Origin of the sequence: Pseudooceanicola endophyticus (assembly GCF_018760365.1) — a bacterium.
Lineage (GTDB): Bacteria > Pseudomonadota > Alphaproteobacteria > Rhodobacterales > Rhodobacteraceae > Pseudooceanicola > Pseudooceanicola endophyticus.
Genome location: NZ_JAHIAB010000011.1, coordinates 138,066 through 161,882, shown reverse-complemented (window position 1 = coordinate 161,882; position 23,817 = coordinate 138,066). Strand labels below are relative to the sequence as shown.

Annotated in this window: 21 protein-coding genes and 1 pseudogene; 18 read left to right on the top strand and 4 right to left on the bottom strand. The window is 67.6% G+C overall.

Translation table 11 applies throughout. The features are described 5' to 3' along the window. The first annotated feature begins 49 nt into the window (after window positions 1–49). Entirely contained in the window at window positions 50–949 is a 900-nt protein-coding gene (locus KM176_RS18375; RefSeq protein ID WP_160896197.1) for a phosphotransferase family protein, read from the top strand. On the opposite strand, the gene ubiB is transcribed toward KM176_RS18375, so the two are convergent. Further along, the gene (gene ubiB, locus KM176_RS18370) at window positions 946–2,478 is read right to left on the bottom strand and encodes a 2-polyprenylphenol 6-hydroxylase (RefSeq protein ID WP_160896196.1); all 1,533 of its coding nucleotides are present in this window, start codon (window positions 2,476–2,478) and stop codon (window positions 946–948) included. The genes KM176_RS18375 and ubiB overlap by 4 nt on opposite strands. A 3-nt stretch (window positions 2,479–2,481) precedes the next feature. Beyond that, window positions 2,482–3,225: a bifunctional demethylmenaquinone methyltransferase/2-methoxy-6-polyprenyl-1,4-benzoquinol methylase UbiE gene (gene ubiE / locus KM176_RS18365; RefSeq protein WP_160896195.1), complete on the bottom strand. Its 744-nt coding sequence runs from the start codon at window positions 3,223–3,225 to the stop codon at window positions 2,482–2,484. Window positions 3,226–3,422: 197 nt separating this feature from the next. On the opposite strand from ubiE, the gene mutM reads away from it, so the two are divergent. Together mutM and KM176_RS18355 are read left to right on the top strand one after the other, a co-directional pair. Further along, on the top strand, window positions 3,423–4,268 hold the full coding sequence (mutM, locus tag KM176_RS18360) for a bifunctional DNA-formamidopyrimidine glycosylase/DNA-(apurinic or apyrimidinic site) lyase (RefSeq protein ID WP_160896194.1): 846 nt from the start codon (window positions 3,423–3,425) through the stop codon (window positions 4,266–4,268). A 66-nt stretch (window positions 4,269–4,334) separates the two neighbouring features. Next, on the top strand, window positions 4,335–5,111 hold the full coding sequence (locus tag KM176_RS18355) for an enoyl-CoA hydratase (protein ID WP_160896193.1): 777 nt from the start codon (window positions 4,335–4,337) through the stop codon (window positions 5,109–5,111). Between the two features lies 1 nt (window position 5,112). On the opposite strand, the gene KM176_RS18350 is transcribed toward KM176_RS18355, so the two are convergent. Continuing rightward, on the bottom strand, window positions 5,113–6,219 hold the full coding sequence (locus tag KM176_RS18350) for an NAD(P)/FAD-dependent oxidoreductase (RefSeq protein ID WP_160896192.1): 1,107 nt from the start codon (window positions 6,217–6,219) through the stop codon (window positions 5,113–5,115). A 260-nt stretch (window positions 6,220–6,479) separates the two neighbouring features. Between KM176_RS18350 and rpsT the strand changes: the two genes are divergently transcribed. The 8 genes and pseudogenes from rpsT (at window position 6,480) to gyrB (ending at window position 15,636) form a co-directional block, all read left to right on the top strand. After that, window positions 6,480–6,743: a 30S ribosomal protein S20 gene (gene rpsT / locus KM176_RS18345; RefSeq protein ID WP_160896191.1), complete on the top strand. Its 264-nt coding sequence runs from the start codon at window positions 6,480–6,482 to the stop codon at window positions 6,741–6,743. Between the two features lie 511 nt (window positions 6,744–7,254). Continuing rightward, a complete protein-coding gene (gene dnaA / locus KM176_RS18340) occupies window positions 7,255–8,676 on the top strand; it encodes a chromosomal replication initiator protein DnaA (protein ID WP_160896190.1) in 1,422 nt (473 codons plus the stop codon). Between the two features lie 154 nt (window positions 8,677–8,830). After that, on the top strand, window positions 8,831–9,631 hold the full coding sequence (locus tag KM176_RS18335) for a PhzF family phenazine biosynthesis protein (RefSeq protein ID WP_202397991.1): 801 nt from the start codon (window positions 8,831–8,833) through the stop codon (window positions 9,629–9,631). Between the two features lie 145 nt (window positions 9,632–9,776). Next, on the top strand, window positions 9,777–10,895 hold the full coding sequence (dnaN, locus tag KM176_RS18330; RefSeq protein ID WP_160896189.1) for a DNA polymerase III subunit beta: 1,119 nt from the start codon (window positions 9,777–9,779) through the stop codon (window positions 10,893–10,895). Between the two features lie 90 nt (window positions 10,896–10,985). After that, window positions 10,986–12,098: a DNA replication/repair protein RecF gene (gene recF / locus KM176_RS18325; protein WP_160896188.1), complete on the top strand. Its 1,113-nt coding sequence runs from the start codon at window positions 10,986–10,988 to the stop codon at window positions 12,096–12,098. A gap of 11 nt (window positions 12,099–12,109) precedes the next feature. Further along, window positions 12,110–12,418, top strand: a pseudogene (locus KM176_RS18320) (VOC family protein); the annotation flags it as partial. Window positions 12,419–12,423: 5 nt separating this feature from the next. Next, window positions 12,424–13,044 carry a LysE family translocator gene (locus KM176_RS18315; RefSeq protein ID WP_160896187.1) on the top strand — a complete coding sequence of 207 codons (621 nt, stop codon included), beginning with the start codon at window positions 12,424–12,426 and terminating at the stop codon, window positions 13,042–13,044. A gap of 174 nt (window positions 13,045–13,218) precedes the next feature. Then, on the top strand, window positions 13,219–15,636 hold the full coding sequence (gyrB, locus tag KM176_RS18310; protein WP_160896186.1) for a DNA topoisomerase (ATP-hydrolyzing) subunit B: 2,418 nt from the start codon (window positions 13,219–13,221) through the stop codon (window positions 15,634–15,636). A 56-nt stretch (window positions 15,637–15,692) separates the two neighbouring features. Here gyrB and KM176_RS18305 read toward each other — a convergent pair whose 3' ends face one another. After that, a complete protein-coding gene (locus tag KM176_RS18305; RefSeq protein ID WP_160896185.1) occupies window positions 15,693–16,196 on the bottom strand; it encodes an HD domain-containing protein in 504 nt (167 codons plus the stop codon). Window positions 16,197–16,571: 375 nt separating this feature from the next. On the opposite strand from KM176_RS18305, the gene KM176_RS18300 reads away from it, so the two are divergent. From KM176_RS18300 to KM176_RS18270, 7 genes are all read left to right on the top strand, one after another. After that, window positions 16,572–17,222, top strand: a complete 651-nt coding sequence (locus KM176_RS18300; protein WP_160896184.1) for a CerR family C-terminal domain-containing protein — start codon at window positions 16,572–16,574, stop codon at window positions 17,220–17,222. Next, window positions 17,219–18,163: an HlyD family secretion protein gene (locus tag KM176_RS18295; protein ID WP_160896183.1), complete on the top strand. Its 945-nt coding sequence runs from the start codon at window positions 17,219–17,221 to the stop codon at window positions 18,161–18,163. The genes KM176_RS18300 and KM176_RS18295 overlap by 4 nt, the downstream gene beginning before the upstream one ends. After that, window positions 18,160–19,083 (top strand): ABC transporter ATP-binding protein, encoded by a 924-nt coding sequence (locus tag KM176_RS18290; protein WP_215558807.1) that lies wholly within the window; start codon window positions 18,160–18,162, stop codon window positions 19,081–19,083. Before KM176_RS18295 ends, KM176_RS18290 begins: the two co-directional genes overlap by 4 nt. 10 nt (window positions 19,084–19,093) lie before the next feature. Further along, window positions 19,094–20,227: an ABC transporter permease gene (locus tag KM176_RS18285; protein ID WP_160896181.1), complete on the top strand. Its 1,134-nt coding sequence runs from the start codon at window positions 19,094–19,096 to the stop codon at window positions 20,225–20,227. A 94-nt stretch (window positions 20,228–20,321) separates the two neighbouring features. Next, window positions 20,322–20,906, top strand: a complete 585-nt coding sequence (locus tag KM176_RS18280; RefSeq protein WP_160896180.1) for an ANTAR domain-containing response regulator — start codon at window positions 20,322–20,324, stop codon at window positions 20,904–20,906. Further along, window positions 20,903–22,084: a CmpA/NrtA family ABC transporter substrate-binding protein gene (locus KM176_RS18275; RefSeq protein ID WP_160896179.1), complete on the top strand. Its 1,182-nt coding sequence runs from the start codon at window positions 20,903–20,905 to the stop codon at window positions 22,082–22,084. Before KM176_RS18280 ends, KM176_RS18275 begins: the two co-directional genes overlap by 4 nt. A 283-nt stretch (window positions 22,085–22,367) precedes the next feature. Next, window positions 22,368–23,735: a CmpA/NrtA family ABC transporter substrate-binding protein gene (locus KM176_RS18270; RefSeq protein ID WP_160896178.1), complete on the top strand. Its 1,368-nt coding sequence runs from the start codon at window positions 22,368–22,370 to the stop codon at window positions 23,733–23,735. The last annotated feature ends 82 nt before the right edge of the window (window positions 23,736–23,817 follow it).

Genomic DNA, 23,817 nt, shown 5'->3' with positions numbered 1-23,817 from the left:
GCCCCGGGCCGCTTGCCTAGGAAGGCCGAAGGTCTAGTCAGGCGGGCAGATGGACGGCAGCGGCGCGGAGACGGAGCAGGGACACGAGAGACTGGCGCAGACCCTGCGCGCGGCCCTGCCCGGATTGGGCCTGCCGCAGGACGGCTGGCAGCCGCTGTCGGGCGGACGCAGCAACCGCGCCTGGCGGGTCGCGACGCCCGGAGGCGACCTGGTGGTCAAGCTCTACCGCCCGGCGGCGGCTTCGGCGCTGTTTCCCAACGATGCCCGGGCCGAGGCGGCGGCACTGCGGGCGCTGGCGGACACCGGCCTGGCGCCCCGGCTGGCCGCCACGCAGGACACGTCCGAAGGCTCCTGCATCCTCTATCACCACCTGCCCGGTCCCAGCTGGGCCGAAGCCGACCTGCCCGCCCCGGAGGCCGCCGGGCTGCTGCGACGCCTTCATGCCCGCCCCTGCCCGCCGGGTCTGCGCGCCGCGCCCAACGGGTCCGAGACGCTGCGCCAGGCGATCCGGGCGCAACTGGGGCACGGGCCCGACAGCGAAGCCCTGCTGGCACGCCTGCCCGACGACAGGATTGCCGAAGGCCCGGTCTGCTTCCTGCATGGCGATCCGGTGCCCGGCAATGTCATCCTGACCCCCCAAGGAGAGCGGCTGATCGACTGGCAATGCCCGGCGGTGGGCGATCCCTGCCTGGACCTGGCGCTGATGCTGTCTCCGGCGATGCACTGGCTGTACAGGGGCAAGGCCCTGGATCCCGGGACCGCCGCGCGGATCGCCGCGGACTACTGGGCGGGCCATCCCGACGGCGCGGCCCGCTACCGGCGCCTGATCCCGTTCCTGCAGGCCCGGATCGCCGCCTACTGCCTGTGGCGCGCCCGTCGCGGATCGGCGCCCGACGCCCGGGCGGCAGCGCTGGAAATCGCGGCCCTGGAAGCCGCGACAGGGCGTTAGAGACCGCCCGCGATGGCGGCAGCCGCGATCACGCCCAGCACCACGCCGCCCACGCCCCAGACCAGCCGGATCGGCCAGCGATTCAGGGTTTCGGCCTTCGGCTCGGCGATCTGCTGGATCAGCGCCTTCTCGACCATGCCCGGCAGGCGGGGGCCGAAGCGCGCCATCACCTTGGCGGTCAGCGCCAGATCGCGGGCCAGCGCCCGGGGGCCGATGCTTTGCGCGATGTATTCCTGCACCACCGGCTTGGCGACTTCCCAGATGTTGATCTGCGGATGCAGCGAGCGCGAGACGCCCTCGACCACCACCATGGTGCGTTGCAGCAGGATCAGCTCGGTCCGGGTCTGCATCCCGAAACGATCCGTCACTTCAAAGAGATAGCTAAGCAGACGCCCCATGGAGATCCGCGTCGCATCCATGCCGAAGATCGGCTCTCCGACAGCGCGCAGGGCACGGGCGAATTCATCGACATCCTGGTCGGCGGGCACGTATCCGGCCTCGAAATGGACCTCGGCGACGCGCTGGTAATCACGGCGGATGAAGCCGTAGAGGATCTCGGCGTAGACCCGGCGGGTGTATTCGTCGATATGCCCCATGATGCCGAAATCATAGGCCAGCAGCTCGCCCTCGGCGGAGACCTTGAGGTTGCCCTGGTGCATGTCGCCATGGAAGAAACCATCGCGCAGGGCGTGTTTCAGGAACAGCGTCAGCACCCGTTCGCCCAGCTCGGCCCGGTTGATCCCGGCGGCATCGAGCGCGGCATTGTCGCCCAGCGGCAGGCCATCGGCCCAGCCCATCGTCATCACCCGCTTGGAGGACAGGCCCCAGTGCACCTTGGGCAGGCGGAAGCCGCCGTCGCCGGAGGTGTTGGCAGCATATTCCGAGGCGGAGGCCGCTTCGAGACGCAGGTCGAGCTCGGATTTCACCACGCCGTCGAAATGCCGGATCACCTCTGAGGGGCGCAGCCGGCGCGAGGCGGGCGACAGCGACTCGATCAGCGAGGCGGCCAGATAGAAGGCGTCGATATCCTTGCGGAAGGCGCGTTCGATGTTCGGGCGCAGGATCTTGACCGCGACGTCTTCGCCGGTGTCGCGCAGACGGGCACGGTGCACCTGGGCGATCGAGGCGGCAGCCACCGGCTCGGAGAACTCGGAATAGAGGGTCTCCAGCTTGTCGCCCAGATCGGCCTCGATCACCGCGCGGGCGGCTTCGGGGCCGAAGGGCGGCAGCTTGTCCTGGAGGATGCGCAGCTGCTGGGCCAGGTCGGGGCCCACCACGTCGGGGCGGGTCGAGAGGATCTGGCCGAACTTGATGTAGGCGGGGCCGAGCGCGGAGAGCGCACGCGGCACTGGCGGCATCTCGGGATCGCCGTCGAAGCCGAGGAACTGGAAGGGCCAGCCGATCACGCGGGCCGCGAGCCGCAGCAGCGGCGGCGCATCATAGGCGTCGAGGATCGCCCCCATGGCGCCGGTGCGTTCGAAGGTGGCGCCGGTCCGGACCAGACGCCAGATATTGTGCGGTCCGCGCATGGATCAGATCTTCCAGCCGGAATGCAGCGCCGCGATCCCGAGGGTCAGGTTGCGGTACTTGGCATTCTCGAAGCCCGCGGCGCGGACCATCGCCAGGAAGGTCTCCTGGTCGGGGAACTTGCGGATGGATTCGACGAGGTACTGGTAGCTGTCGCGGTCGCCGGCGATCATCTGGCCCATCACCGGGATGCAGTTGAAGCTGTAGCGGTCATAGGCCCATTGCAGCGCCGGCGTCGGGATCTGCGAGAACTCCAGCACCATCAGGCGACCGCCGGGTTTCAGGACGCGATAGGCCTCGTTCAGGGCCTCCTGGGGGCGGGTGACGTTCCGGATCCCGAAGGAGATCGTGTAGGTGTCGAAGGTGTTGTCGCGGAACGGCAGCTTCATCGCATCGCCGGTCACCCAGTCGAGGCTGTCGGCCATGGAGGCGGCCTCGGCGCGCTTGCGGCCTTCGACCAGCATCGGCTCGGTCAGGTCGAGGACGGTGGCATGGCCATGACCGGCGCGGGCCAGGAACTTGAAGGAGATGTCGCCGGTGCCGCCGGCCACGTCGAGCAGCTTCTGCCCCGGGCGCGGCGCCAGCCAGTCCATCATCGCGTCCTTCCAGATCCGGTGGATGCCGAGGGACATGGCGTCGTTCATCACGTCGTATTTCGAGGCGACGGAATTGAACACGCCCTGGACGCGGCCGGCCTTCTCGCTCTCGGGGATGTCGGTGAAGCCGAAATGGGTGGTCTGTTCGTCCATGGATCGTCTGGCCTTCGTCTGGAGCCTTGCGGGGGCCGCAATTGCCTGCTGCGGTGCCCTTCCTTATAGGGTTCGGACCGGCGGCTGCAATGCGGGGCGTGGCCCCGGGTGGCGGAGCGCCGCAGGGGGGCGCTGCCCCCCGGCTCCTGCCGGAGCCTCCCCCCGAGGTATTTGGAACAAGAAAATGGGAGGGGCCGATGCCCGAATTGCCCGAGGTCGAGACGGTGAAGGCGGGGCTGGCGCCGGCCATGGAAGGTGCTGTGATCGCGCGGGCGGCGGTGAACCGGCCCGATCTGCGCTGGCCCTTCCCCGAACGCATGGCCGAACGGCTGGCGGGGCAGAAGGTGCTGCAGCTGCGGCGGCGGTCGAAATACATCCTGGCCGATCTGGCCTCGGGGGAGAGCCTGCTGATCCATCTGGGCATGTCGGGGCGGATGACGGTGTCGGGCGATCCGCTGGGGCGTTTCGTGCATGACCATCCGGCGGTGCAGAAACATGACCACGTGGTGCTGGACATGTCGAACGGGGCGCGGATCACCTTCAACGACGCGCGCCGCTTCGGCTCCATGGACCTGGTGGAGACGGCGCGGGCCGAGGAGCACAAGCTGCTGGCGGGGCTGGGACCCGAGCCGCTGGGCAACGGGTTTTCCGGCGAGACGCTGGTGACGGCGCTGAAGGGGCGCAAGAGCCCGATCAAGGCCGGGCTGCTGGATCAGTCGGTCGTGGCGGGGCTGGGCAACATCTATATCTGCGAGGCGCTGTTCCGGGCGGGCATTTCCCCGGCCCGGCGCTGTGACCGGATTGCCACAGCGCGTCTGGAGGCCCTGGCGCCCGTCATACGGGAGGTCCTGGAGGAGGCGATCGCGGCAGGGGGATCAAGTCTGCGCGATTACCGGCAGGCCGATGGGGAACTGGGCTATTTCCAGCACAATTTCGATGTTTACGGTCGCGAGGGGGCACCCTGCCGGACCTGCGGGACCACGATTCGACGCCTCGTTCAGTCCGGCCGGTCGAGCTTCTACTGCCCGCAATGCCAAAGATAACTTGATCACCCGGGCCAGCCTGCTAGGGAATCGTCCCTAAATCTCGAGCGAAGGGACACCTTACCCATGGCCTATGAGACGCTGATCGTCGACATCGAGGACCATATCGCGCTGGTCCGGCTGAACCGGCCGGACGCGATGAACGCGCTGAACGACGTGCTGCTGGGCGAACTGGCCGAGGCACTGACCGCGGCCCAGAAGAACGACAAGGTACGCTGTATCGTGATCACCGGGCAGGAGAAGTTCTTTGCCGCCGGGGCCGATATCGCGATGATGGCGGAGAAGAGCTTTACCGATGCCTTCGCCGGCGACATGTTCACCGCCGAAACCGAGGCGATCGCGCGCATCCGCAAGCCGATCATCGCCGCCGTGTCGGGCTATGCCCTGGGGGGCGGCTGCGAGCTGGCGATGATGTGCGACTTCATCATCGCCTCGGAGACCGCCAAGTTCGGCCAGCCGGAGATCAATCTGGGCGTCATGGCGGGCCTGGGCGGCACGCAGCGCCTGACGCGCTTTGTCGGCAAGTCGAAGGCCATGGACATGAACCTGACCGGGCGCTTCATGGATGCGGCCGAGGCCGAACGCTCGGGGCTGGTCAGCCGCGTGGTGCCGGTGAAGAAGCTGATGGAAGAGGCGATGGGCGCCGCCGGCAAGATCGCCGAAAAGAGCGTCATCTCGGTCATGGCGGCGAAGGAGGCGGTGAACCGCGCCTACGAAACGCCGCTGTCCGAGGGCATCCTCTACGAACGGCGGATGTTCTACGCGCTGTTCGCCACCGAGGACCAGAAGGAGGGCATGACCGCCTTCCTGGAAAAACGCGAACCGCAGTTCCGCGACCGCTGAGTCACGCGAAACGCGCCGGCGAGAGCCGGGTCGGATCGGCGCCCCATCGCCGGGCATCGGCGCCCGGTTCACCGGTGATCTGGTCGGTGGCCAGGCCCGCCAGCGCCGGCGCGGTCTGGATCCCCGACGCCCCCTGGCCGGCCAGCCAGAAGAACCCCTTGCGCCCGGGATCGAAGCCGCAGACCGGAAGCCGGTCGGGCGCATAGGTCCGCAGCCCCGTCCAGGCCGCCGTCACCGGGCCCAGCCGCATCGCGGACAGCGCCCGCAGGCGATCGGCGCAGAGGCTGACCTCCAGCGTTTCGGCCCCGACCGGGACATCGGGCCTCCCCGGGTGCTCTTCTCCGGGCGAGGCCAGAAGGTGGCCTGCGTCGGGCTTCATGTAGAAACGCTCTTCCGCATCCACCACCATCGGCAGCTGGGCCGCCGCCAGATCCTGCGGCGGATCGAGCCGCAGCGCCGTGCGCCGCAGCGCCGCCAGGCGCAGCGGCAGGGCGCCCGCCAGCGCCGCCACCTGCCCGGCCCAGGCCCCCGCCGCATTGACCACCACCGGCGCCCGGTAGCTGCCGCCCTGGGCCGAGAGCGTCCAGGAGCCGTGGGCGTAGCTGAGCGCGGCAACCTCGTTGCCGCTCAGCAGCCGGGCGCCGCGGCGGCGCAGCCGCTCCAGCAGGGCGGCCTGCAGCGCGGCCAGGTCGATGTCGCGGGCCCGGTCCTCCATCAGGGCCGAGACCGCGTAGCCGGGCCGCAACAGCGGCAGGCGCAGCCCCAGCTCCTCGGGATCAAGCCAGCGGTGCCGCCCCAGCGGGGCCAGCCGGTCCGCCCGGGCGCACAGCTGGGCGCGCTGATCGTCCCGGGCCAGGAAGATCAGCCCCCGGCTGACGCTGAGCGGTCGGCGCGGATCGGTGAAGAAGGGTTCGGAGGCCAGGCTCAGCGCCTGTATCTCGGGGCGCCCGAAACTGAGCGTCAGCGCCGGGCTGGTCGGTTCGCCGTCCTGGCCAACCGGCTGGCCGCCACGTTCCAGAACGGCCACCCGGGCGCATCCCGCCAGGCGGCTGGCCAGCGTCAGAGCGGCGATTCCCCCTCCGATCACGATCACATCGAAACTGTTCACCGACGCGCCTCCTGCGGCACCTCCTCGTGCCAGAACGGGAATCGCCCCCTTTCGGCCGCCCGAACGACCGCTGGAAACACCCCGTTGCAGGATCATCTTGCGTGCGTCCGCCCCCCATGCAAGAGATTCCGCACCCCCGAGGGCGGAGTTTTCCACCGATCCGCGCTTTCGATGGCTTTGCGCTGTTGACTTGGGGGCGAGTCGGCCTTAAGGACCCGGCTTCAGATTGCTCAACCCCGAAACCATGGGACGATACGAATATGGCCAACTCGCCTCAGTCGAAGAAACGTGCCCGTCAGATTGAACGTCGCACGGACGTCAACAAGGCACGTCGCTCGCGTATCCGCACCTTCCTTCGCAAGGTGGAAGAGGCGATCGCATCGGGCGACAAGAACGCCGCCGAAACTGCACTGCGCTCCGCTCAACCCGAGCTGATGCGCGGCGTGACCAAAGGCGTCGTGCACAAGAACACCGCTTCGCGGAAAATGTCGCGTCTGTCCTCGCGTGTGAAGGCTATCGCCTAATCACGCTGGCAAGCGATTGAGATCAAAGGCGCTGCTGAGGCGGCGCCTTTTTTCGTGCCCGGTGGCCGCCTGCCACCCATCGGCAACAGCCCTCCGATTCCCTCCGACAGAGTCCGAGTCAAGCGCGTTGTGCTGTTGTAAGGGCCTCTCTGGAGTTGATAACTTCAGCCTTGCGAGTCACTTCGCCTTGGGGGGGACATCGCGGTACATCCAGTACCGCCGACCAGCCAAAGCCCGGAAACCATTCGGATTTCCAGGATGCTTAACGGTCACGATGTCCAAGCACTGACGCAAGGTCATGCATCCTGGGGTTGTGCGCAACCGCGCACCGCCACGGGATACGTGACCCCTGAAGACCACCCGTCCGTGAGACGGGGGTAACCCTGTTTCGTCCATCTGGGCGGCACGGGGGGAATCAGTGTTTCCCGATGAAAGGGGATGTGACGCGCGGGTCCGTTTAGGCGCGGGCCGGGGGTAAGACGAACGGAACTGGGGATAAAGAGTTAAAGAGATGACCAACGAAATGTGGGGCGAACTTAAAAAGAATCTCCGGAAATCCGTCGGCGAGCACAACTACACCCATTGGATCGCGCCGCTTGAGCTGGCCTCGGTCCAGAACGGCGTGGCGACCCTGGCGGCGCCCTCCGCCTACATGGGCACCTATGTGCAGCGGAACTTCGGCGATCTGATCCTGGGAGAGCTCTCCCAGGTCGAGGACAACGTGCGTCGAATCGAGTTCAACGTGATCCGTCCGGGCCTTCGCCCCGCCCCGGCCGTGAACACGAACCAGGCCATGCCCGCCGCCGCCCCGACGGAATACGAACCCGCCGCCCCCGTTGCCGCCGAATCCACCGGCGTCTCCGCCGAGAACCTCTCCATGCAGGAGCGCATGCTGCGTCCGGCGCCGCTCGATCCCAGCTACACCTTCGACAGCTTCGTCGTCGGCAAGCCGAACGAGCTGGCCCATGCCGCCGCGCGCCGCGTCGCCTCTGGCGGCGAAGTGGAATTCAACCCGCTGTTCCTCTACGGCGGCGTCGGCCTTGGTAAGACGCACCTGATGCATGCCATCGCCTGGGAGATGAAGGCGCAGGATCCGAACCTGAACGTCGTCTACCTGTCGGCAGAGCAGTTCATGTACCGTTTCGTGCAGGCGCTGCGCGAAAAGAAGATGATGGACTTTAAGGCGCTGTTCCGGAACGTCGATGTGCTGATGGTCGACGACGTGCAGTTCATCGCCGGCAAGGATTCCACCCAGGAGGAATTCTTCCACACGTTCAACGCACTGGTCGAACACAACAAGCAGATCATCCTGTCGGGCGACTGCGCCCCGAACGAGATCAAGCAGCTGCCCGCCCGTCTGTCGTCGCGGCTGTCCTCGGGCCTGGTGGTCGACCTGCATCCGACCGATTACGAACTGCGGCTGGGCATCCTTCAGTCCAAGGTCGATGCCTTCCAGCTGAAGCACCCGGAAATCGTCGTCGCCGATGGCGTGATGGAATTCCTGGCGCATCGCATCTCGACCAACGTGCGGGTGCTGGAAGGTGCGCTGACGCGCCTCTTCGCCTTCGCCTCTCTGGTGGGCCGCGAGATCACGCTGGAACTGACCCAGGACTGCCTGTCGGATGTGCTGCGCTCCTCCGAGCGCAAGCTGACGATCGAGGAAATCCAGCGACAGGTGGCCGAGCATTACAACATCCGCCTCAGCGACATGATCGGTCCGAAGCGGCTGCGCAGCTTTGCCCGCCCCCGCCAGGTGGCAATGTACCTGTGCAAGAAGCTGACCCGCCGCTCGCTGCCCGAAATCGGGCGCCGTTTCGGCGGGCGCGATCACACCACGGTAATGCACGGGGTCAAGAAAATAGAGGAGCTGCGCCAGCAGGATGCCCAGATCGCGGACGATCTGGAAATGCTGCGCCGCGCGCTGGAAGAATAAGCCTTTCGGGCTAACTTTCCCCCTAGCAAGCTTAATTCCGAAGACCCGGCCCGGATCCGCGTGCCGGGTCTTCGTCATTTGAAGGGCTATGCCTTGCGGGCTGCGGCAAGGGTCGCTACCCCCGGTTCAGCCCTCGCGGAAAGGAAGAAGACGCATGCGCATGTTCCAGGTCGATGCCTTCTCGGCCGAGCTGTTCTCGGGCAACCCGGCGGGGGTCCTGATCCTCGATGACTGGCTGGACGAAAAGGTGATGCAATCCATCGCCATGGAGAACAACCTGGCCGAAACCGCCTTCGCGCGGCCCGCGGCAGAGGGCTCCGGCTGGGATCTGCGCTGGTTCACACCCCAGACCGAGGTCGATTTCTGCGGCCATGCCACCCTGGCCACCGCCCATGTGCTGACCACCGAATACGGCGCCAGCGGCACCCTGGCCTTCCAGACCCTGGCCGGCACCCTGCGCGTCACCGCCACCGATGCGGGCTACGAACTGGACCTGCCAGTGCGCCCGCCCCAGCCGATGCCCGATCCCCTGCCCGCCCACTGGGCCGAGGCGCTTTCGGATCTGCCCGAGGGGACGCCGCTGTGGCAAAGCCCCGGCAACCTCTTTGCCGAGCTGCCCGATGCCGCCGCGATCCTGGCCTTCCGCCCGAACCTGCCCAAGCTCAGGCTTCTGGCGCCGATGGGGCTGGTGATCACCGCGCCCGGTGCCTCGATCGACTTCGTGTCGCGCTACTTCGTCCCCGGTTCGGGCATCGACGAGGATCCGGTGACCGGCTCCACCCATGCGACGCTGGTGCCGCTCTGGGCCGAGCGCCTGGGCCGCACCCGGCTGAGCGCGGCGCAGCTGTCGCGGCGCGGCGGCCAGATCGCCTGCCGGCTGGAGGGAGACCGCGTCTACCTGGAGGGCCAGGCAATCACCTACATGGACGCCATGCTGCGGATCATGCCCACCTGACCCGGGAGGCAGGGGCCGGATGTGGCCCGGCGGCAAGGAGATGCCCGTTTTCCTGACGGAACTTCAAGAAACCCGTTGTGCTGGCGCATAAAACGGGTAGCTTTCCGGTCCCGGCACGGGGCCGGGCGGGAACAGGATGGAAACGATGAAATTCAGCATTGAGCGCGCGGTTCTCCTGAAAGCGGTTGCCCAGGCGCAATCCGTGGTTGAACGGCGGAACACGATTCCGATCCTGGCCAACGTCCTGATCGAGGCCGAGGGCGCTGACGTGATGTTCCGCGCCACCGACCTGGACATCGAGGTGGTCGACAAGGCTCCCGCCATGGTCGAACGCGCCGGTGCCACCACCGTGTCGGCGGTGACCCTGCACGAGATCGTCCGCAAGCTGCCCGACGGCGCCATGGTGACCCTGTCCGAGGAAGCCGGTGCCGGGCGCCTCGTGGTGCAGGCGGGCCGTTCGATGTTCAACCTCGCGACCCTACCGCAGGATGATTTCCCCGTGATGGCCTCTTCGGAATATGCCTCCGGGTTCACGGCGCCGGCCCCCGTCCTGCGCCGCCTGTTCGACAAGTCGAAATTCGCCATCTCGACCGAAGAGACCCGCTACTACCTGAACGGCGTCTACATGCATGTTGCCGAGGGCGAGGATGGCCGGGTGCTGCGCTGCGTGGCCACCGACGGCCACCGCCTGGCGCGCATCGACGCCCCCCTGCCCGAGGGAGCCGAGGACATGCCCGGCGTCATCGTGCCCCGCAAGACCGTGGGCGAGCTGCGCAAGCTGCTGGATGACGACGAGCTGGAGGTTCAGGTTTCGGTTTCCGAAACCAAGGTGCGCTTCGCGACGCCGCAGATCACGCTGACCTCCAAGGTCATCGACGGCACCTTCCCGGATTACTCCCGCGTCATCCCGATGAACAACACCCGCCGCCTGGAAGTCGACGCGAGCGAGTTCGCCAAGGCGGTGGACCGGGTCGCGACGGTGAGCAGCGAGCGCTCGCGCGCGGTGAAACTGAGCCTGGACGAGGACCGGCTGATCCTGTCGGTGAACGCCCCGGATTCGGGCGCCGCCGAGGAAGAGCTGGCCGTGGCCTATGGCGACGAGCGGCTGGAGATCGGTTTCAACGCGAAATACCTGCTGGAGATCGCCAGCCAGGTCGATCGCGAGAACGCGGTGTTCCTGTTCAACTCTTCCGGCGACCCGACGCTGATGCGCGAAGGCAATGACCAGAGCGCGGTCTATGTCGTGATGCCGATGCGCGTCTGAAACGGCTGATGCCGCTCGGGATTTCGCCCCTAGCGGGGCGAAGCCTCCGGCGGAGGTATTTATCAACAAGAAAATGAGGGGGCGGGTCCCGTGGGGAAGCTTTGCCTGACCCGGCTGGACCTGTCGCATTTCCGCTCCTGGCGGCAGGGCTCGATCCGGGCCGATGGCCGGCCCGTCGCCCTGTGGGGGCCGAATGGCGCCGGCAAGACCAACGTGCTGGAAGCGGTGTCGATGTTTTCGCCCGGGCGGGGACTGCGCCGGGCCCTGGCCGAAGAGCTGTCGCGCCGCCCCGAGGGCTATGGCTGGCGGCTGTCGGGGATCCTGCGATCGCTTCACCAGGTGCACGAAGTCGAGATGCGTGCCGAGCCGGGGCAGAGCCGGGCGCTGCGCATCGACGACAAGGCGGCGGCGCAGGTGGCGCTTGGGCGCGTGGCGCGGGTGCTCTGGCTGGTGCCCTCCATGGACCGGCTGTGGACCGAGGCCGCCGAGGGGCGGCGGCGCTTCCTGGACCGCATGGTGCTGAGCATCGTTCCCGGCCATGCCGAGGCGACTTTGGTCTACGAGAAGGCCATGCGCGAACGCAACCGCCTGCTGCGCGACGAGCAGCGCGACCAGCACTGGTACCTGGCGCTGGAGCGGCAGATGGCCGAGGCGGGCTCCGAGATCCAGTCGAACCGCCTGAAGGCGCTGCAGCTGATCGCCGAGGCCACCGAGGAGGCCGAGACCGCCTTTCCCGCCCCCGCGCTGTCGCTCTCTCATGCGGAGGGAGAGCTGCCCGCCGGAGAGGCCGACCTGCGCACCGCGCTGGCGGAGGGGCGGCGGCGCGACATGGCCGCCGGACGCACCCTGACCGGCCCGCACCGGGTCGACCTGGAGGCCTTCTGGTCCGCCAAGGGAATTGCCGCCCGCGATGCCTCCACCGGAGAGCAGAAGGCCCTGCTGGTCAGCCTGATCCTGGCCAATGCCCGGGGGCTGGCGCGGGATTTCGGCGCGCCCCCCATTCTGCTGCTGGACGAGGTCGCCGCCCATCTTGACGCGGGCCGGCGCGCCGCCCTCTATGACGAGATCTGCGCCCTCGGCGCCCAGGCCTGGATGACCGGCACGGGCCCGGAGCTGTTCACCGGCCTCGGGGAGCGGGCGCAGTACCTCGAGGTGACCGAAGAGGCCGGCGAAAGCCGCGCCGAGGAAAGGACCGCCCCATGAGCGCCATGAGCCTGCCCGTCCAGCGCATCACCCTGGTGACCCTCGGCGTCGCAGATCTGGACCGCGCCCGCGCCTTCTACGCTGCCCTCGGGTGGCAGCCCGCCGCCGCGCCCGAGGGCGTGGTCTTCTACCAGCTCGACGGCATGGCGCTTGGTCTCTTCGGGTTGCAGGACCTGGCCCAGGATCAGGGCCGGCCCGATGCGCCGCTCGGCACCGGCGCCGCGACCCTCGCACAGAACTTTACCGACCGCGACGGCGTCGATGCCGCCTGGCAGGCCGCCCTGGCCGCCGGCGCCACGGGCCGCCTGACCCTGCCGGAGCCGGAATGACCCTCTCCCTCTCCGACCTCGCGCTCTATGCCGTGGCGATGTTCGTGCTGTTCATGACCCCCGGCCCGGTCTGGCTGGCACTGACCGCGCGCACGCTCTCGGGCGGCTTCGCGGCAGCCTGGCCGTTGGCGCTTGGCGTGACGCTGGGCGATGCGCTCTGGCCACTGCTGGCGACACTGGGCATCAGCCTGCTGGCGGCCCATGTCGCGGGCCTGCTGACGGTGCTGCGCTATGTCGGCGCCCTTCTGTTCCTCGTGCTGGGCGTGCAGGTCCTGCGCCATGCCGGACAGGGCATTTCCAGCGACAGCCGGCTGATGCGCCCCGGCCAGTGGGCGGGCTTCCTGGCCGGCATCGCGGTGATCCTCGGCAATCCGAAGGCGATCCTCTTCTACATGGGCATCCTGCCCGGCTTCTTCGACCTGAGCCGCGTCACCGCCACAGATGTCACCGCCATCGTGCTGATCTCGGTCTGCGTGCCCTTCCTCGGCAACCTGGCCTTCGCCGCCCTCGTGCACCGGCTGCGCGCCCGGCTGACCTCGCCGGTCTGGATGCGCCGCACGACGCTGTTCGCGGGCGGGCTGATGATCCTCGTCGGGCTGATCATCCCTTTCACCTGAGCGCATTTTCTTGTCGGAAAATACCTCCGCCGGAGGCTTCGCCCGGCAGGGGCGAACTCTGTGCGCGACCGCACCGGCAAGGCGCTACCAAGGGCCCCGAAACACGTGTCAGCGACGTGACATTGCCGCGCCCAGTGGCTATAACTTGACCAAAGTGAAGAGGATGCCCGACGCATGGCGGAAGCCCAACAGACCCAGCCGACATACGACGCAGATTCCATCAAGGTTCTCAAGGGCCTGGATGCCGTCCGCAAGCGTCCCGGCATGTATATCGGCGACACCGATGATGGCTCCGGCCTGCATCACATGATCTACGAGGCCGTGGACAACGGCATCGACGAGGCGCTGGCCGGCCATGCCGACCGCGTGACCGTGACGATCCATGCCGACAACTCGGTTTCGGTGCGCGACAACGGTCGCGGCATCCCCACCAGCATCCACGCCGAGGAAGGCGTTTCCGCGGCCGAGGTCATCATGACCCAGCTACACGCCGGGGGTAAGTTCGACCAGAACTCCTACAAGGTCTCGGGCGGCCTGCACGGCGTCGGCATCTCGGTGGTGAACGCGCTGTCGGACTGGCTGGAACTGCGGATCTGGCGCGATGGCAAGGAGCACTACGTCCGCTTCGAACATTCCCAGACCGTCGCCCCCCTGAAGGTCGTCGGCGATGCCGAGGGCCAGAAGGGCACCGAGGTCCGCTTCCTGTCCTCCGACAAGACCTTCTCGAACCTCGACTACGATTACAACACGCTGGAAAAGCGCCTGCGGGAACTCGCGTTCCTGAACTCCGGCGTGCGGATCATCCTTGAGGATCACCGCCCGGCGGAATCCCTGCGCAGCGAGCTTTTCTATGACGGCGGCGTGCGGGAATTCGTGAAATACCTCGACCGCTCCAAGACCTCGGTGATGAGCGACCCGATCTTCATCACCGGAGAGAAGGACGGCATCGGCGTCGAGGTCGCGATGTGGTGGAACGACAGCTACAACGAGATGGTGCTGCCCTTCACCAACAACATCCCGCAGCGCGACGGCGGCACGCACCTGGCGGGCTTCCGTGCCGCGCTGACCCGGACGCTGACGAAATACGCCCAGGAGAGCGGCATCGCCAAGCGCGAGAAGGTCACCTTCAGCGGCGACGATGCCCGCGAAGGCCTGACCTGCGTGCTCTCGGTGAAGGTCCCCGATCCCAAGTTCTCCTCCCAGACCAAGGACAAGCTGGTCTCCTCCGAGGTCCGCCCGGTGGTCGAAAGCCTGGTGAACGAGAAGCTGTCCGAGTGGTTCGAGGAGAACCCCAACGAAGCCAAGATCATCGTCGGCAAGATCGTCGAGGCCGCGCTCGCCCGCGAGGCCGCCCGCAAAGCGCGCGAGCTGACCCGCCGCAAGACCGCGCTCGACGTGAACTTCCTGGCCGGCAAGCTCAAGGACTGCTCCGAGAAGGACGCGACCAAGACCGAAGTCTTCCTGGTGGAGGGTGACTCCGCAGGGGGCTCGGCCCAGACGGGCCGCGACCGGCGCACCCAGGCCGTGCTGCCGCTGCGCGGCAAGATCCTGAACGTGGAACGCGCCCGCTTCGACCGGATGCTGTCCTCTGCCGAGATCGGCAACCTGGTGATGGCGCTCGGCACCGGCATCGGCCGGGACGAGTTCAACATCGAGAAGCTGCGTTACCACAAGGTCGTCATCATGACGGACGCCGACGTCGACGGCGCCCACATCCGCACCCTGCTGCTGACCTTCTTCTACCGCCAGATGCCCGAGCTGATCGAGGGCGGCTACCTCTACATCGCCCAGCCGCCGCTCTACAAAGCCTCGCGCGGGAAATCCGAGGTCTACCTCAAGGATCAGGCGGCGATGGACGACTTCCTGGTCGACCACGGCATCGACAACACCGTGCTGCGCCTCGGCAACGGCTCCGAACTTGCCGGGCAGGACCTGCGCGACGTGGTCGAGAAGGCCCGCCAGCTGAAACGCGTCCTTGATGCCTTCCCGACCCATTACCAGCGCCACATCCTGGAACAGGCCGCCATCGCAGGGGCCTTCGTCCCGGGCGCGGTGGATGCCGACCTTCAGGGCGTGGCCGACAAGGTGGCCGCGCGCCTCGACCTGATCGCGCTGGAATACGAGCGTGGCTGGCAGGGCCGCATCACCCAGGACAAGGGCATCCGCCTGGCCCGCATCCTGCGCGGCGTGGAAGAGGTTCGCACGCTCGACGGCCCGATGCTGCGTTCGGGCGAAGCCCGCCGCACCGGCTCCTTCACCCGCGCCCTGCAGGAGGTCTACAACACCCCCGCGACGCTGGTGCGCAAGGACAAGTCCCAGGTCATCTACGGCCCGCTGCAACTGCTGCGCGCCATCCTGAGCGAGGGCGAGAAGGGCCTGTCGATCCAGCGCTACAAGGGCCTGGGCGAGATGAACCCCGACCAGCTGTGGGAAACCACGCTGGACCCGGATGCCCGCACCCTGCTCCAGGTTCGGATCGAGGACATGGCCGAGGCGGACGACCTGTTCACCAAGCTGATGGGCGATGTGGTGGAACCGCGGCGCGAGTTCATCCAGCAGAACGCGCTGAACGTGGAAAACCTCGACTTCTGAGGCCCTCTCGCAGGATCCCGAACGAAAAACGCCAGCCCCCGGGCTGGCGTTTGCGTTCAGGCATCCTCGACCCAGAGGCCATCGGCATAGACCAGTCGGGGCGGCGGCCCCCAGCGGGTCAGTTCCGGGCGCAGGCCTTCCAGCTTGCGCAGCATGGTCCCGAACTTCTTCTTGTCGCGGGCCGCCTGCTCGGGATCGTGCAGCAGGTGGATCTTGCCGAAATTGTCCCGGCAATCCGCGTATTTGGCCAGCAGCGCCAACTCGTTCTGCAGAACCCTTGGCAGGTAGTCCTGCTCGTAATCCTCGCCCCGGCGCCGCGATACCGCGTCGACCCCGTTGCGCACCGTCTCGCCGAAACGGTCCTCGATTTCCTGAAGCGACACGCCGCAGTCCTCCACCACGTCGTGCAGATATCCTACCGCCTCGTACTCCCAGCCGTAGTCTGCCAGCATCTGACCCACGTGGATCACATGGGCCGAATAGTCTTTTCCGAACTTGTCGATCTGACCGTCATGCAGTTCAATTGCAAAATCACGCGCCGTGCGCGCTGAATCGTCCATCTTCGGCACCTCCTCGCGCGAAGGATTGGCACCAGGCAGATATTTGTCACGTCCATATTTCACTGGCATGAGCAGCTTGCAAGGCAGGGTTGATCTGAGCGCCCTAGCGGAATGACGCAAGGGCAGGTTTGGCCCCGTGATCGGTGCTTTTTCCGCGATTTTCACGGGTTTTGCTGCGTTGCGGCGTTCCTTTGGCGCGATCCGCCGGATTCAGACCTCCCGCCCCGAAACGCAATCACAGGATGTATTCTGGCCAGTCCGAGCCGATGATTCGGTGCGGCCATCCTCCCGCTCCGGCGCCGTAGCGGCCAGAGCCTTCCCCTGCGGCAAGATGCGTGGTACTTTAAATCAATCGTTTGAACTAGGGTTTCAGACATGACCGACCAGCCCGCCCCCGATGCCACCCCCGCCCGGCTGATCGCCGCAGGCCTCGTCCTGTTCGGACAGGAGGGCTATGCCGCAACCTCCACCCGGGCCATCGCGAAACGGGCCGGGGCGAACATCTCGGCCATCGCCTATCACTTCGGCGGCAAGGCCGGCCTGCATGACGCCTGCCTCTCGGCGGTGACGGAACGGATCGACGGCGCGGCAGGTCCCGCGCTGGAAGGCCCTCTTCCCCCGGAGGTCGCCCGGCAGCGGCTGCACGCCATGCTCGAGGCGATCACCCGCTTCCTGGTCACCGCCCCCGCCGCCCCCGAGATCGCGGGCTTCGTCCTGCGCCAGATGCAGGAGCCCGGCGATGCCGCTGACCGCCTGTACGAGCGCCTGTTCGAACGCCGCCACCGGGAGCTGTGCGAGCTCTGGTCCACCGTCACCGGGCAGCCCGCCGAAAGCGAGGCCGTCTGCCTGAGCTGCTTCACCCTGATCGGCCAGATCGTCTATTTCCGCATCGGCGCACGGCTGATCAGCCGACGGCTGGGCTGGGACAGCCCGGGCCCCGACCAGGCACCCGCCATCGCCGCCACCCTGGCCTGCAACCTCGATGCCATGCTCGACCGGGCGCTGGCCGGGAAGGACACGCGATGATCCTGTGCACGATCCCCCTGCTGGCGGGCCTGCTGTCCGCCTGTACCCCCGCCCCCTTTGCCACCGGCTATGTGGAGGGCGACTATACCCTGATCGCCCCGATCGAGACCGCGCAGATCCGCTCGGTCGAGGTCGCGCGCGGCGCCCGCGTATCGTCCGGCACCCTGCTGGTGCAGATGGAGGACCGCGACGCCACCATCGCCCTGGCCCAGGCCGAAGCCGCCCTGGCCGAGGCGCGCTCTTCCCTGGCCGACCTGCGCGAGGGCAAGCGCCCCGAGGAGATCCGCGTGCTGGAGGCCACCCTGGCCTCGGCCCGTGCCCAGGCCGAGGAAGCCGACCGCCAGTCCGACCGGCTGGCCAAGCTGAACGAGCGCGGCGCCGCCACCCAGGCCGACCGCGACGATGCCGCCACCGCCGCCAAGGTCGCCCATGCCGCCGTGGCCGAGGCCGAGGCGACGCTGGCCGTCGCCCGCCTGCCCGCCCGCCCGCAGGAGATCGCCGCCGCCGAAGCCACCGTGGAGGGCGCCAGGGCCGCCCGCGACAAGGCCCAGTGGTCGCTGGACCAGCGCCGCCTGAGCGCCCCCGCCACCGGCACCATCGACGACGTGATCCGCACCGGAGGCGAGGTCGCCGGTCCTTCGGCCCCGGTGCTCTCGATGCTGGCCGACGGCGCGGTGAAGCTGCGCCTCTACGTCCCCGAGGCCGAGGTCGCCCGCATCGCCCCCGGCGCGCTGCTGGATGTCGAATGCGATGCCTGCGCCCCCGGCCTTCAGGCCCGCGTCAGCTACGTTTCGGACGGGCCGGAATTCACCCCGCCGGTGATCTATTCGCTCCAGAACCGTCAGAAGCTGGTCTACCTGATCGAGGCCCGGCCCACCGACGGCAGCGCCCTCAAGCCCGGCCAGATCGTCAGCGTCACCCTGCCCGGGGCGGGATCGTGACCGCCCCCGCCATCGAGGTCCGTGGCCTGACGAAAAGCTTCGGCGGGCGGCGGGTGGTCGATGACGTGACGCTGAACGTCGCGCGCGGAGAGATCGCCGGTTTCCTCGGGCCCAACGGGTCCGGCAAGACGACGACGATCCGGCTGATGTGCGGCCTGCTGACCCCCGATGCCGGCGCGGGCCGCGTGCTGGGCCACGACATCCGCCGCGAGGGCCGCGCCATCAAGCGCGAGGTCGGCTACATGACCCAGCGGTTTTCCTTCTACGAGGACCTGACGATCGAGGAGAACCTGCGCTTCGTCGCCGGCCTCTACGATCTGCGTCCCGCCCGCGCCGTGGTGCGCGACACGCTGGCGGATCTGGGCCTGACCTCGCGCCGGGATCAGCTGGCCGGGTCGCTGTCGGGCGGCTGGAAACAGCGCCTGGCGCTGGCCGCCTGCCTCATGCACAAGCCGAAACTGCTGCTGCTGGACGAACCCACCGCCGGGGTCGACCCGAAGGCGCGGCGCGAATTCTGGGACGAGATTCACGCCCGGGCGGGCGACGGGCTGACCGTCCTCGTTTCGACCCACTACATGGACGAGGCCGAGCGCTGCCACCGCATCAACTACATCGCCTACGGGCGGCTGGTGGCCCGGGGCAGCGTGACCGAGGTGGTGCGCGACGCGGGCCTGACCACGCTGATGATGCAGGGCGCGGCGGTCCACGCCGCCGCGAAACGCCTGACGGGGATGCCCGGGGTCGAACAGGTCGCCCCCTTCGGCAACACGCTGCATGTGGTGGGCAGCGATGCCGCCCTCCTCCAGCGCTCGGCCAGTGCCGTCGCGCAGGAGACCGGCTGCACCCTCAGCCCTGCCGAAACCAGCCTGGAGGATGTCTTCATCCGGTTGATGAGCCAGTCGCAGGACAACATGTCATGAGCGCGCCCCGATGATCCGCCTCCTGTCCCTGATCCGGCTCTTCGCGCTGCTGCGCAAGGAAGCCATCCAGATGCGGCGCGACAAGCTGACCTTCGGGATGATGCTGGGCCTGCCCCTGGTGCAGCTCATGCTGTTCGGCTTTGCCATCAACACCGATCCCAAGGCGCTGCCGGCGGCCCTTGTCGCGCCGACCGAAGACCGCTTTACCCGCGCCATGGTCAGCGCGCTTGAGCTGACGGGCTACTACCGCTTCACCTATCCCAATGCGAGCACCGCCGAGGCCGAGGCGCTGATCGCGCGCGGCGCCGTCTCCTTCGTGGTCACCGTGCCCTCGGATTTCGGGCGCCGGGTCGAAAGGGGCGACCATCCCCAGATCCTGATCGAGGCCGATGCCACCGATCCCTCGGTTGCCTCCGGCGCGGTCTCGACCCTGTCGACCGTGGCGACCCAGGCCCTGCAACGGGAAACCGGCACCACCCCCACCCCCGAGGCGGAAGCCGCCCAACTCTCGGTCATCGTGCACAAGCGCTACAACCCCGAGGGCATCACCCAGTACAACATCGTGCCCGGCCTGCTGGGGGTGATCCTGCAACTGACCATGGTGATGATGACCTCCATGGCGCTGACCCGCGAGACCGAGCGCGGCACCATGGAGAACCTGCTGTCGATGCCCGCCACCCCGCTGGAGATCATGCTGGGCAAGGTGCTGCCCTATCTCTGCGTCGGCGCGGTGCAGGTGGCGGTGGTGCTAGCGGCGGCCAAGGCGATCTTCGGCGTGCCCTTCGTCGGCGCGCTCTGGCTGATCCTGCTGGGGGTGCTGGTCTTCGTGCTGGCGCTGGTGATCCTGGGCTACCTGATCTCGACCCTGTCGCGCACCCAGATGCAGGCCATGCAGCTGACCTTCTTCTTCTTCCTGCCCTCGCTGCTGCTGTCGGGCTTCATGTTCCCCTACCGCGGAATGCCCGCCTGGGCGCAGGCCCTGGGAGAGGTCTTTCCCCTGACCCATTTCCTGCGGCTGATCCGGGGCGTCATGCTGAAGGGGGCGGGGCCTGCCGATGTCGCCGGGCCGCTCTGGGCGCTGGCGCTCTTCGTGGTGGTGCTGTCCGGCGCGGCGCTCCTGCGGTTCCGCCGGACCCTGGACTGACCCCGCCGCTTTTTTCGGCGCCCCGGCGGATTCTTCATCACGCCTCGCGGAGGCGGCTTTACAACGTCGCGTAAACAGGGGCATTTCCCGAAGCATGGCCGACAAGCTTTCCATTATCGTCGTCGAACCGGACCGGGACCGCGCGCTGCTGATCGTCGACAGCCTGCGCGCCGCCGGAGATTTCGACATCCATGTCATCGCGGAAACCACCGGGCTGGCCCGTTCGATCCGCAACCACAATCCCGACATGGTGCTGATCGACATCGCCAACCCCTCGCGCGACATGATGGAAGAGCTGACGCTGGCCTCCGGCCCGCTGGAACGCCCCGTCGCGATGTTCGTCGACCAGACCGACGACAGCCTGACCCGCGCCGCGATCGAGGCCGGCGTTTCCGCCTATGTCGTGGCCGGCATGGCGCCCGACCGGGTGAAGCCGGTGCTGGATGCCGCCGTTGCCCGCTTCCACATGTTCCAGCGCATGCGCACCGAGCTGGCCGCCACCAAGAAGGCCCTGGAAGAGCGCAAGGTCATCGACCGTGCCAAGGGCATGTTGATGAAGGCCCGCGGCGTCGGCGAGGACGAGGCCTATGCCCTGCTGCGCAAGGCCGCCATGGACCAGGGCAAGCGCGTCGCCGACGTGGCGCAGGCGCTGGTCTCGACCGCGGGGCTGCTGGGATGAAGGCCACGGCACTCTCGGTCGGGTTCATCGGCCTTGTCGATGCGGCGCCCCTCGTTGTGGCGCAGGAGATGGGCTTTGCCGCCGAGGAGGGCATCGCGCTTGACCTGCTGAAGGCGCCCTCCTGGTCCTCGCTGCGCGACATGCTGGTCTATGGCCGGGTCGAGGCCGCGCATATGCTGTCGCCGGTGCCGGTGGCCTCGGCCCTGGGGCTGGGCGGCACCGGGGCGGCGCTTTCGGCGGTCTCCGTGCTGAACGTCAACGGCAATGTCATCGGCGTCTCGAACGCGCTGGCCGAGCGCCTGCGCGCCGTCGGCCATGATTTCGCCTTCAACGACGCGCTGGCCGCAGGCCAGGCGCTGCTGGCCGCCAAGCCCGCCGACCGGCCGCTGCGCATCGGCGTGCCCTTCCCCTTCTCCATGCATGCCGAGCTGCTGTACTACTGGCTGAACGCCGTCGGCCTGCCCGCCCCGCAAAGCGTGCTGATCCGCACCGTGCCCCCCGCGCTGATGGCCGATGCCATGGCCGCCGGAGAGCTGGACGCCTTCTGCGTCGGAGAGCCCTGGGGCTCCATCACCGTCGAGAACGCCGCCGGAGAGCTGCTGTTGCCGGGCCGCGCGATCTGGGCCTTCGCCCCGGAAAAGGTGCTGGCCACCCGCACCGACTGGGCCGAGCGCGAGGACGAGCTGCTGGGCCGGCTGGTTCGGGCCACCTGGCGCGCCGGGCGCTGGCTCGCGGCTCCGGAATCCAAAAGCCTCACCGCCGAGCTGCTGGCCCGTCCCGAATACCTCGACCTGCCGGCCGAGATCCTGGACCGCGCGCTCTCGGGGCGGATGGTGATCAATGCCCGTGGCGAGGTCCGCGAGGTGGCGCAGTTCGTCGGCTTCCACCGCGGCTGCGCAACCTTCCCCTGGCGCAGCCAGGCGGAATGGATCGCCCTGCAGCTGGCCGCGCGCACCGGGCTGGACCGCGATCAGGCGTTGCGCGCCGGGCGTGCCGCCTTCCGGTCTGACCTGCACCGCGATGCCCTGGCGGGAACCGAAGCCGATCTGCCCGGCGCCTCGATGAAGATCGAGGGGGCGATTGCCCAGGAAACCTCCATCGCCTCGGCCTCCGGACGGCTTTCACTGCTGCCGGACCGGTTCTTCGATGGCCGCGTTTTTGAGCCAAGCGGGAAATAACCGCCCAAGAATTGATCCGCATCCGGTCTTCCGGCGCCGTTATCGCAAAACATTCCCTTCCTGCCCAGAGAATGTTTGCCCGACGTCAGCGAATCCGGTTTAACGACCCTACAGGCAGGCAATGGCGCCCGCCTCACGCATTTTCCCACCGATTGGGTTGACTGAGCAGAGCCGCTCGACTCGCTGAAACCACATGGTTTCCGGCGCATGTCGTAGCGGCTTTTCGTGTTTGGCCCGGTTGGACGAGGAACGATCCCCGGGCTTCTACTAACGGGGTGAATCAATGAACAAACTGCTTCTGGCACTGGGTCTTTCGACCGCTCTGGTGACGCCGGCCTTCGCCGTGACCGAGAACCTGGAAAAGGACGTGCTGACCTTCGGCTTCATCAAGCTGACGGACATGGCGCCGCTGGCCGTGGCCTATGAACAGGGCTTCTTCGACGACGAGGGCCTCTTCGTGACCCTCGAAGCCCAGGCCAACTGGAAGGTGCTGCTGGATGGCGTGATCTCGGGGACGCTGGACGGGGCGCACATGCTGGCCGGCCAGCCGATCGCCGCCACCATCGGCTACGGCACCCAGGCGCATATCATCACCCCCTTCTCCATGGACCTGAACGGCAACGGCATCACCGTCTCGAACGAGGTCTGGGACATGATGAAGCCCGCCCTGCCGCTGGATGCGGACGGCAAGGTCGCGCATCCGATCTCGGCCTCCTACCTGAAGCCGGTGATCGAAAAGTTCAACGCCGAGGGCAAGCCCTTCAACATGGGCATGGTCTTCCCGGTCTCCACCCATAATTACGAGCTGCGCTACTGGCTGGCCGCCGGCGGCATCAACCCCGGCTACTACTCGCCCGAGAATGTCTCGGGCCAGATCGGCGCCCAGGCGCTGCTGTCGGTGACCCCGCCGCCCCAGATGCCCGCCACGCTCGAGGCCGGCACCATCTCCGGCTACTGCGTCGGCGAGCCCTGGAACCAGCAGGCCGTCTTCAAGGGCATCGGCGTGCCGGTGGTGACCGACTACGAGATCTGGAAGAACAACCCCGAGAAGGTCTTCGGCATCACCGCCGAATTCGCCGAGAAATATCCCAACACCACCCTCGCCGTCACCAAGGCGCTGATCCGCGCCGCCCAGTGGCTGGATGAGAACGACAATGCCAACCGCGCCGAGGCGGTGAAGATCCTGGCCCAGCCGAACTACGTCGGCGCCGATGCCGAGGTGATCGCCAACTCGATGACCGGCACCTTCGAATACGAAAAGGGCGACAAGCGCGAGGTCCCCGACTTCAACGTCTTCTTCCGCTACAATGCGAACTACCCCTATTACTCCGATGCGGTCTGGTACCTGACCCAGATGCGCCGCTGGGGCCAGATCGCCGAAGGTCACCCCGACAGCTGGTACGACGAGGTCGCGAAATCCGTCTACAAGCCCGAGATCTTCCTCAAGGCCGCCCGCGCCCTGGTCGACGAGGGCCTGGCCAATGAGGCCGATTTCGACTGGTCCAGCGATGGCTACAAGGATCCGACGCCGGCCTCCGACGTGATCGACGGCATCGGCTTCGACGGCAAGCAGCCCAATGCCTACATCGACAGCCTCCCGATCGGCCTGAAGGACGATCAGAAGGTCGTGGGGTCCGACATCCAGGGCTGACCCCCTCACCCGTAACGAGTACCGCAGTTCCCCCTCCAGAGGACTGCCTGTTTCCCTCTTCCAGCCTGACGGGACGGCGGGT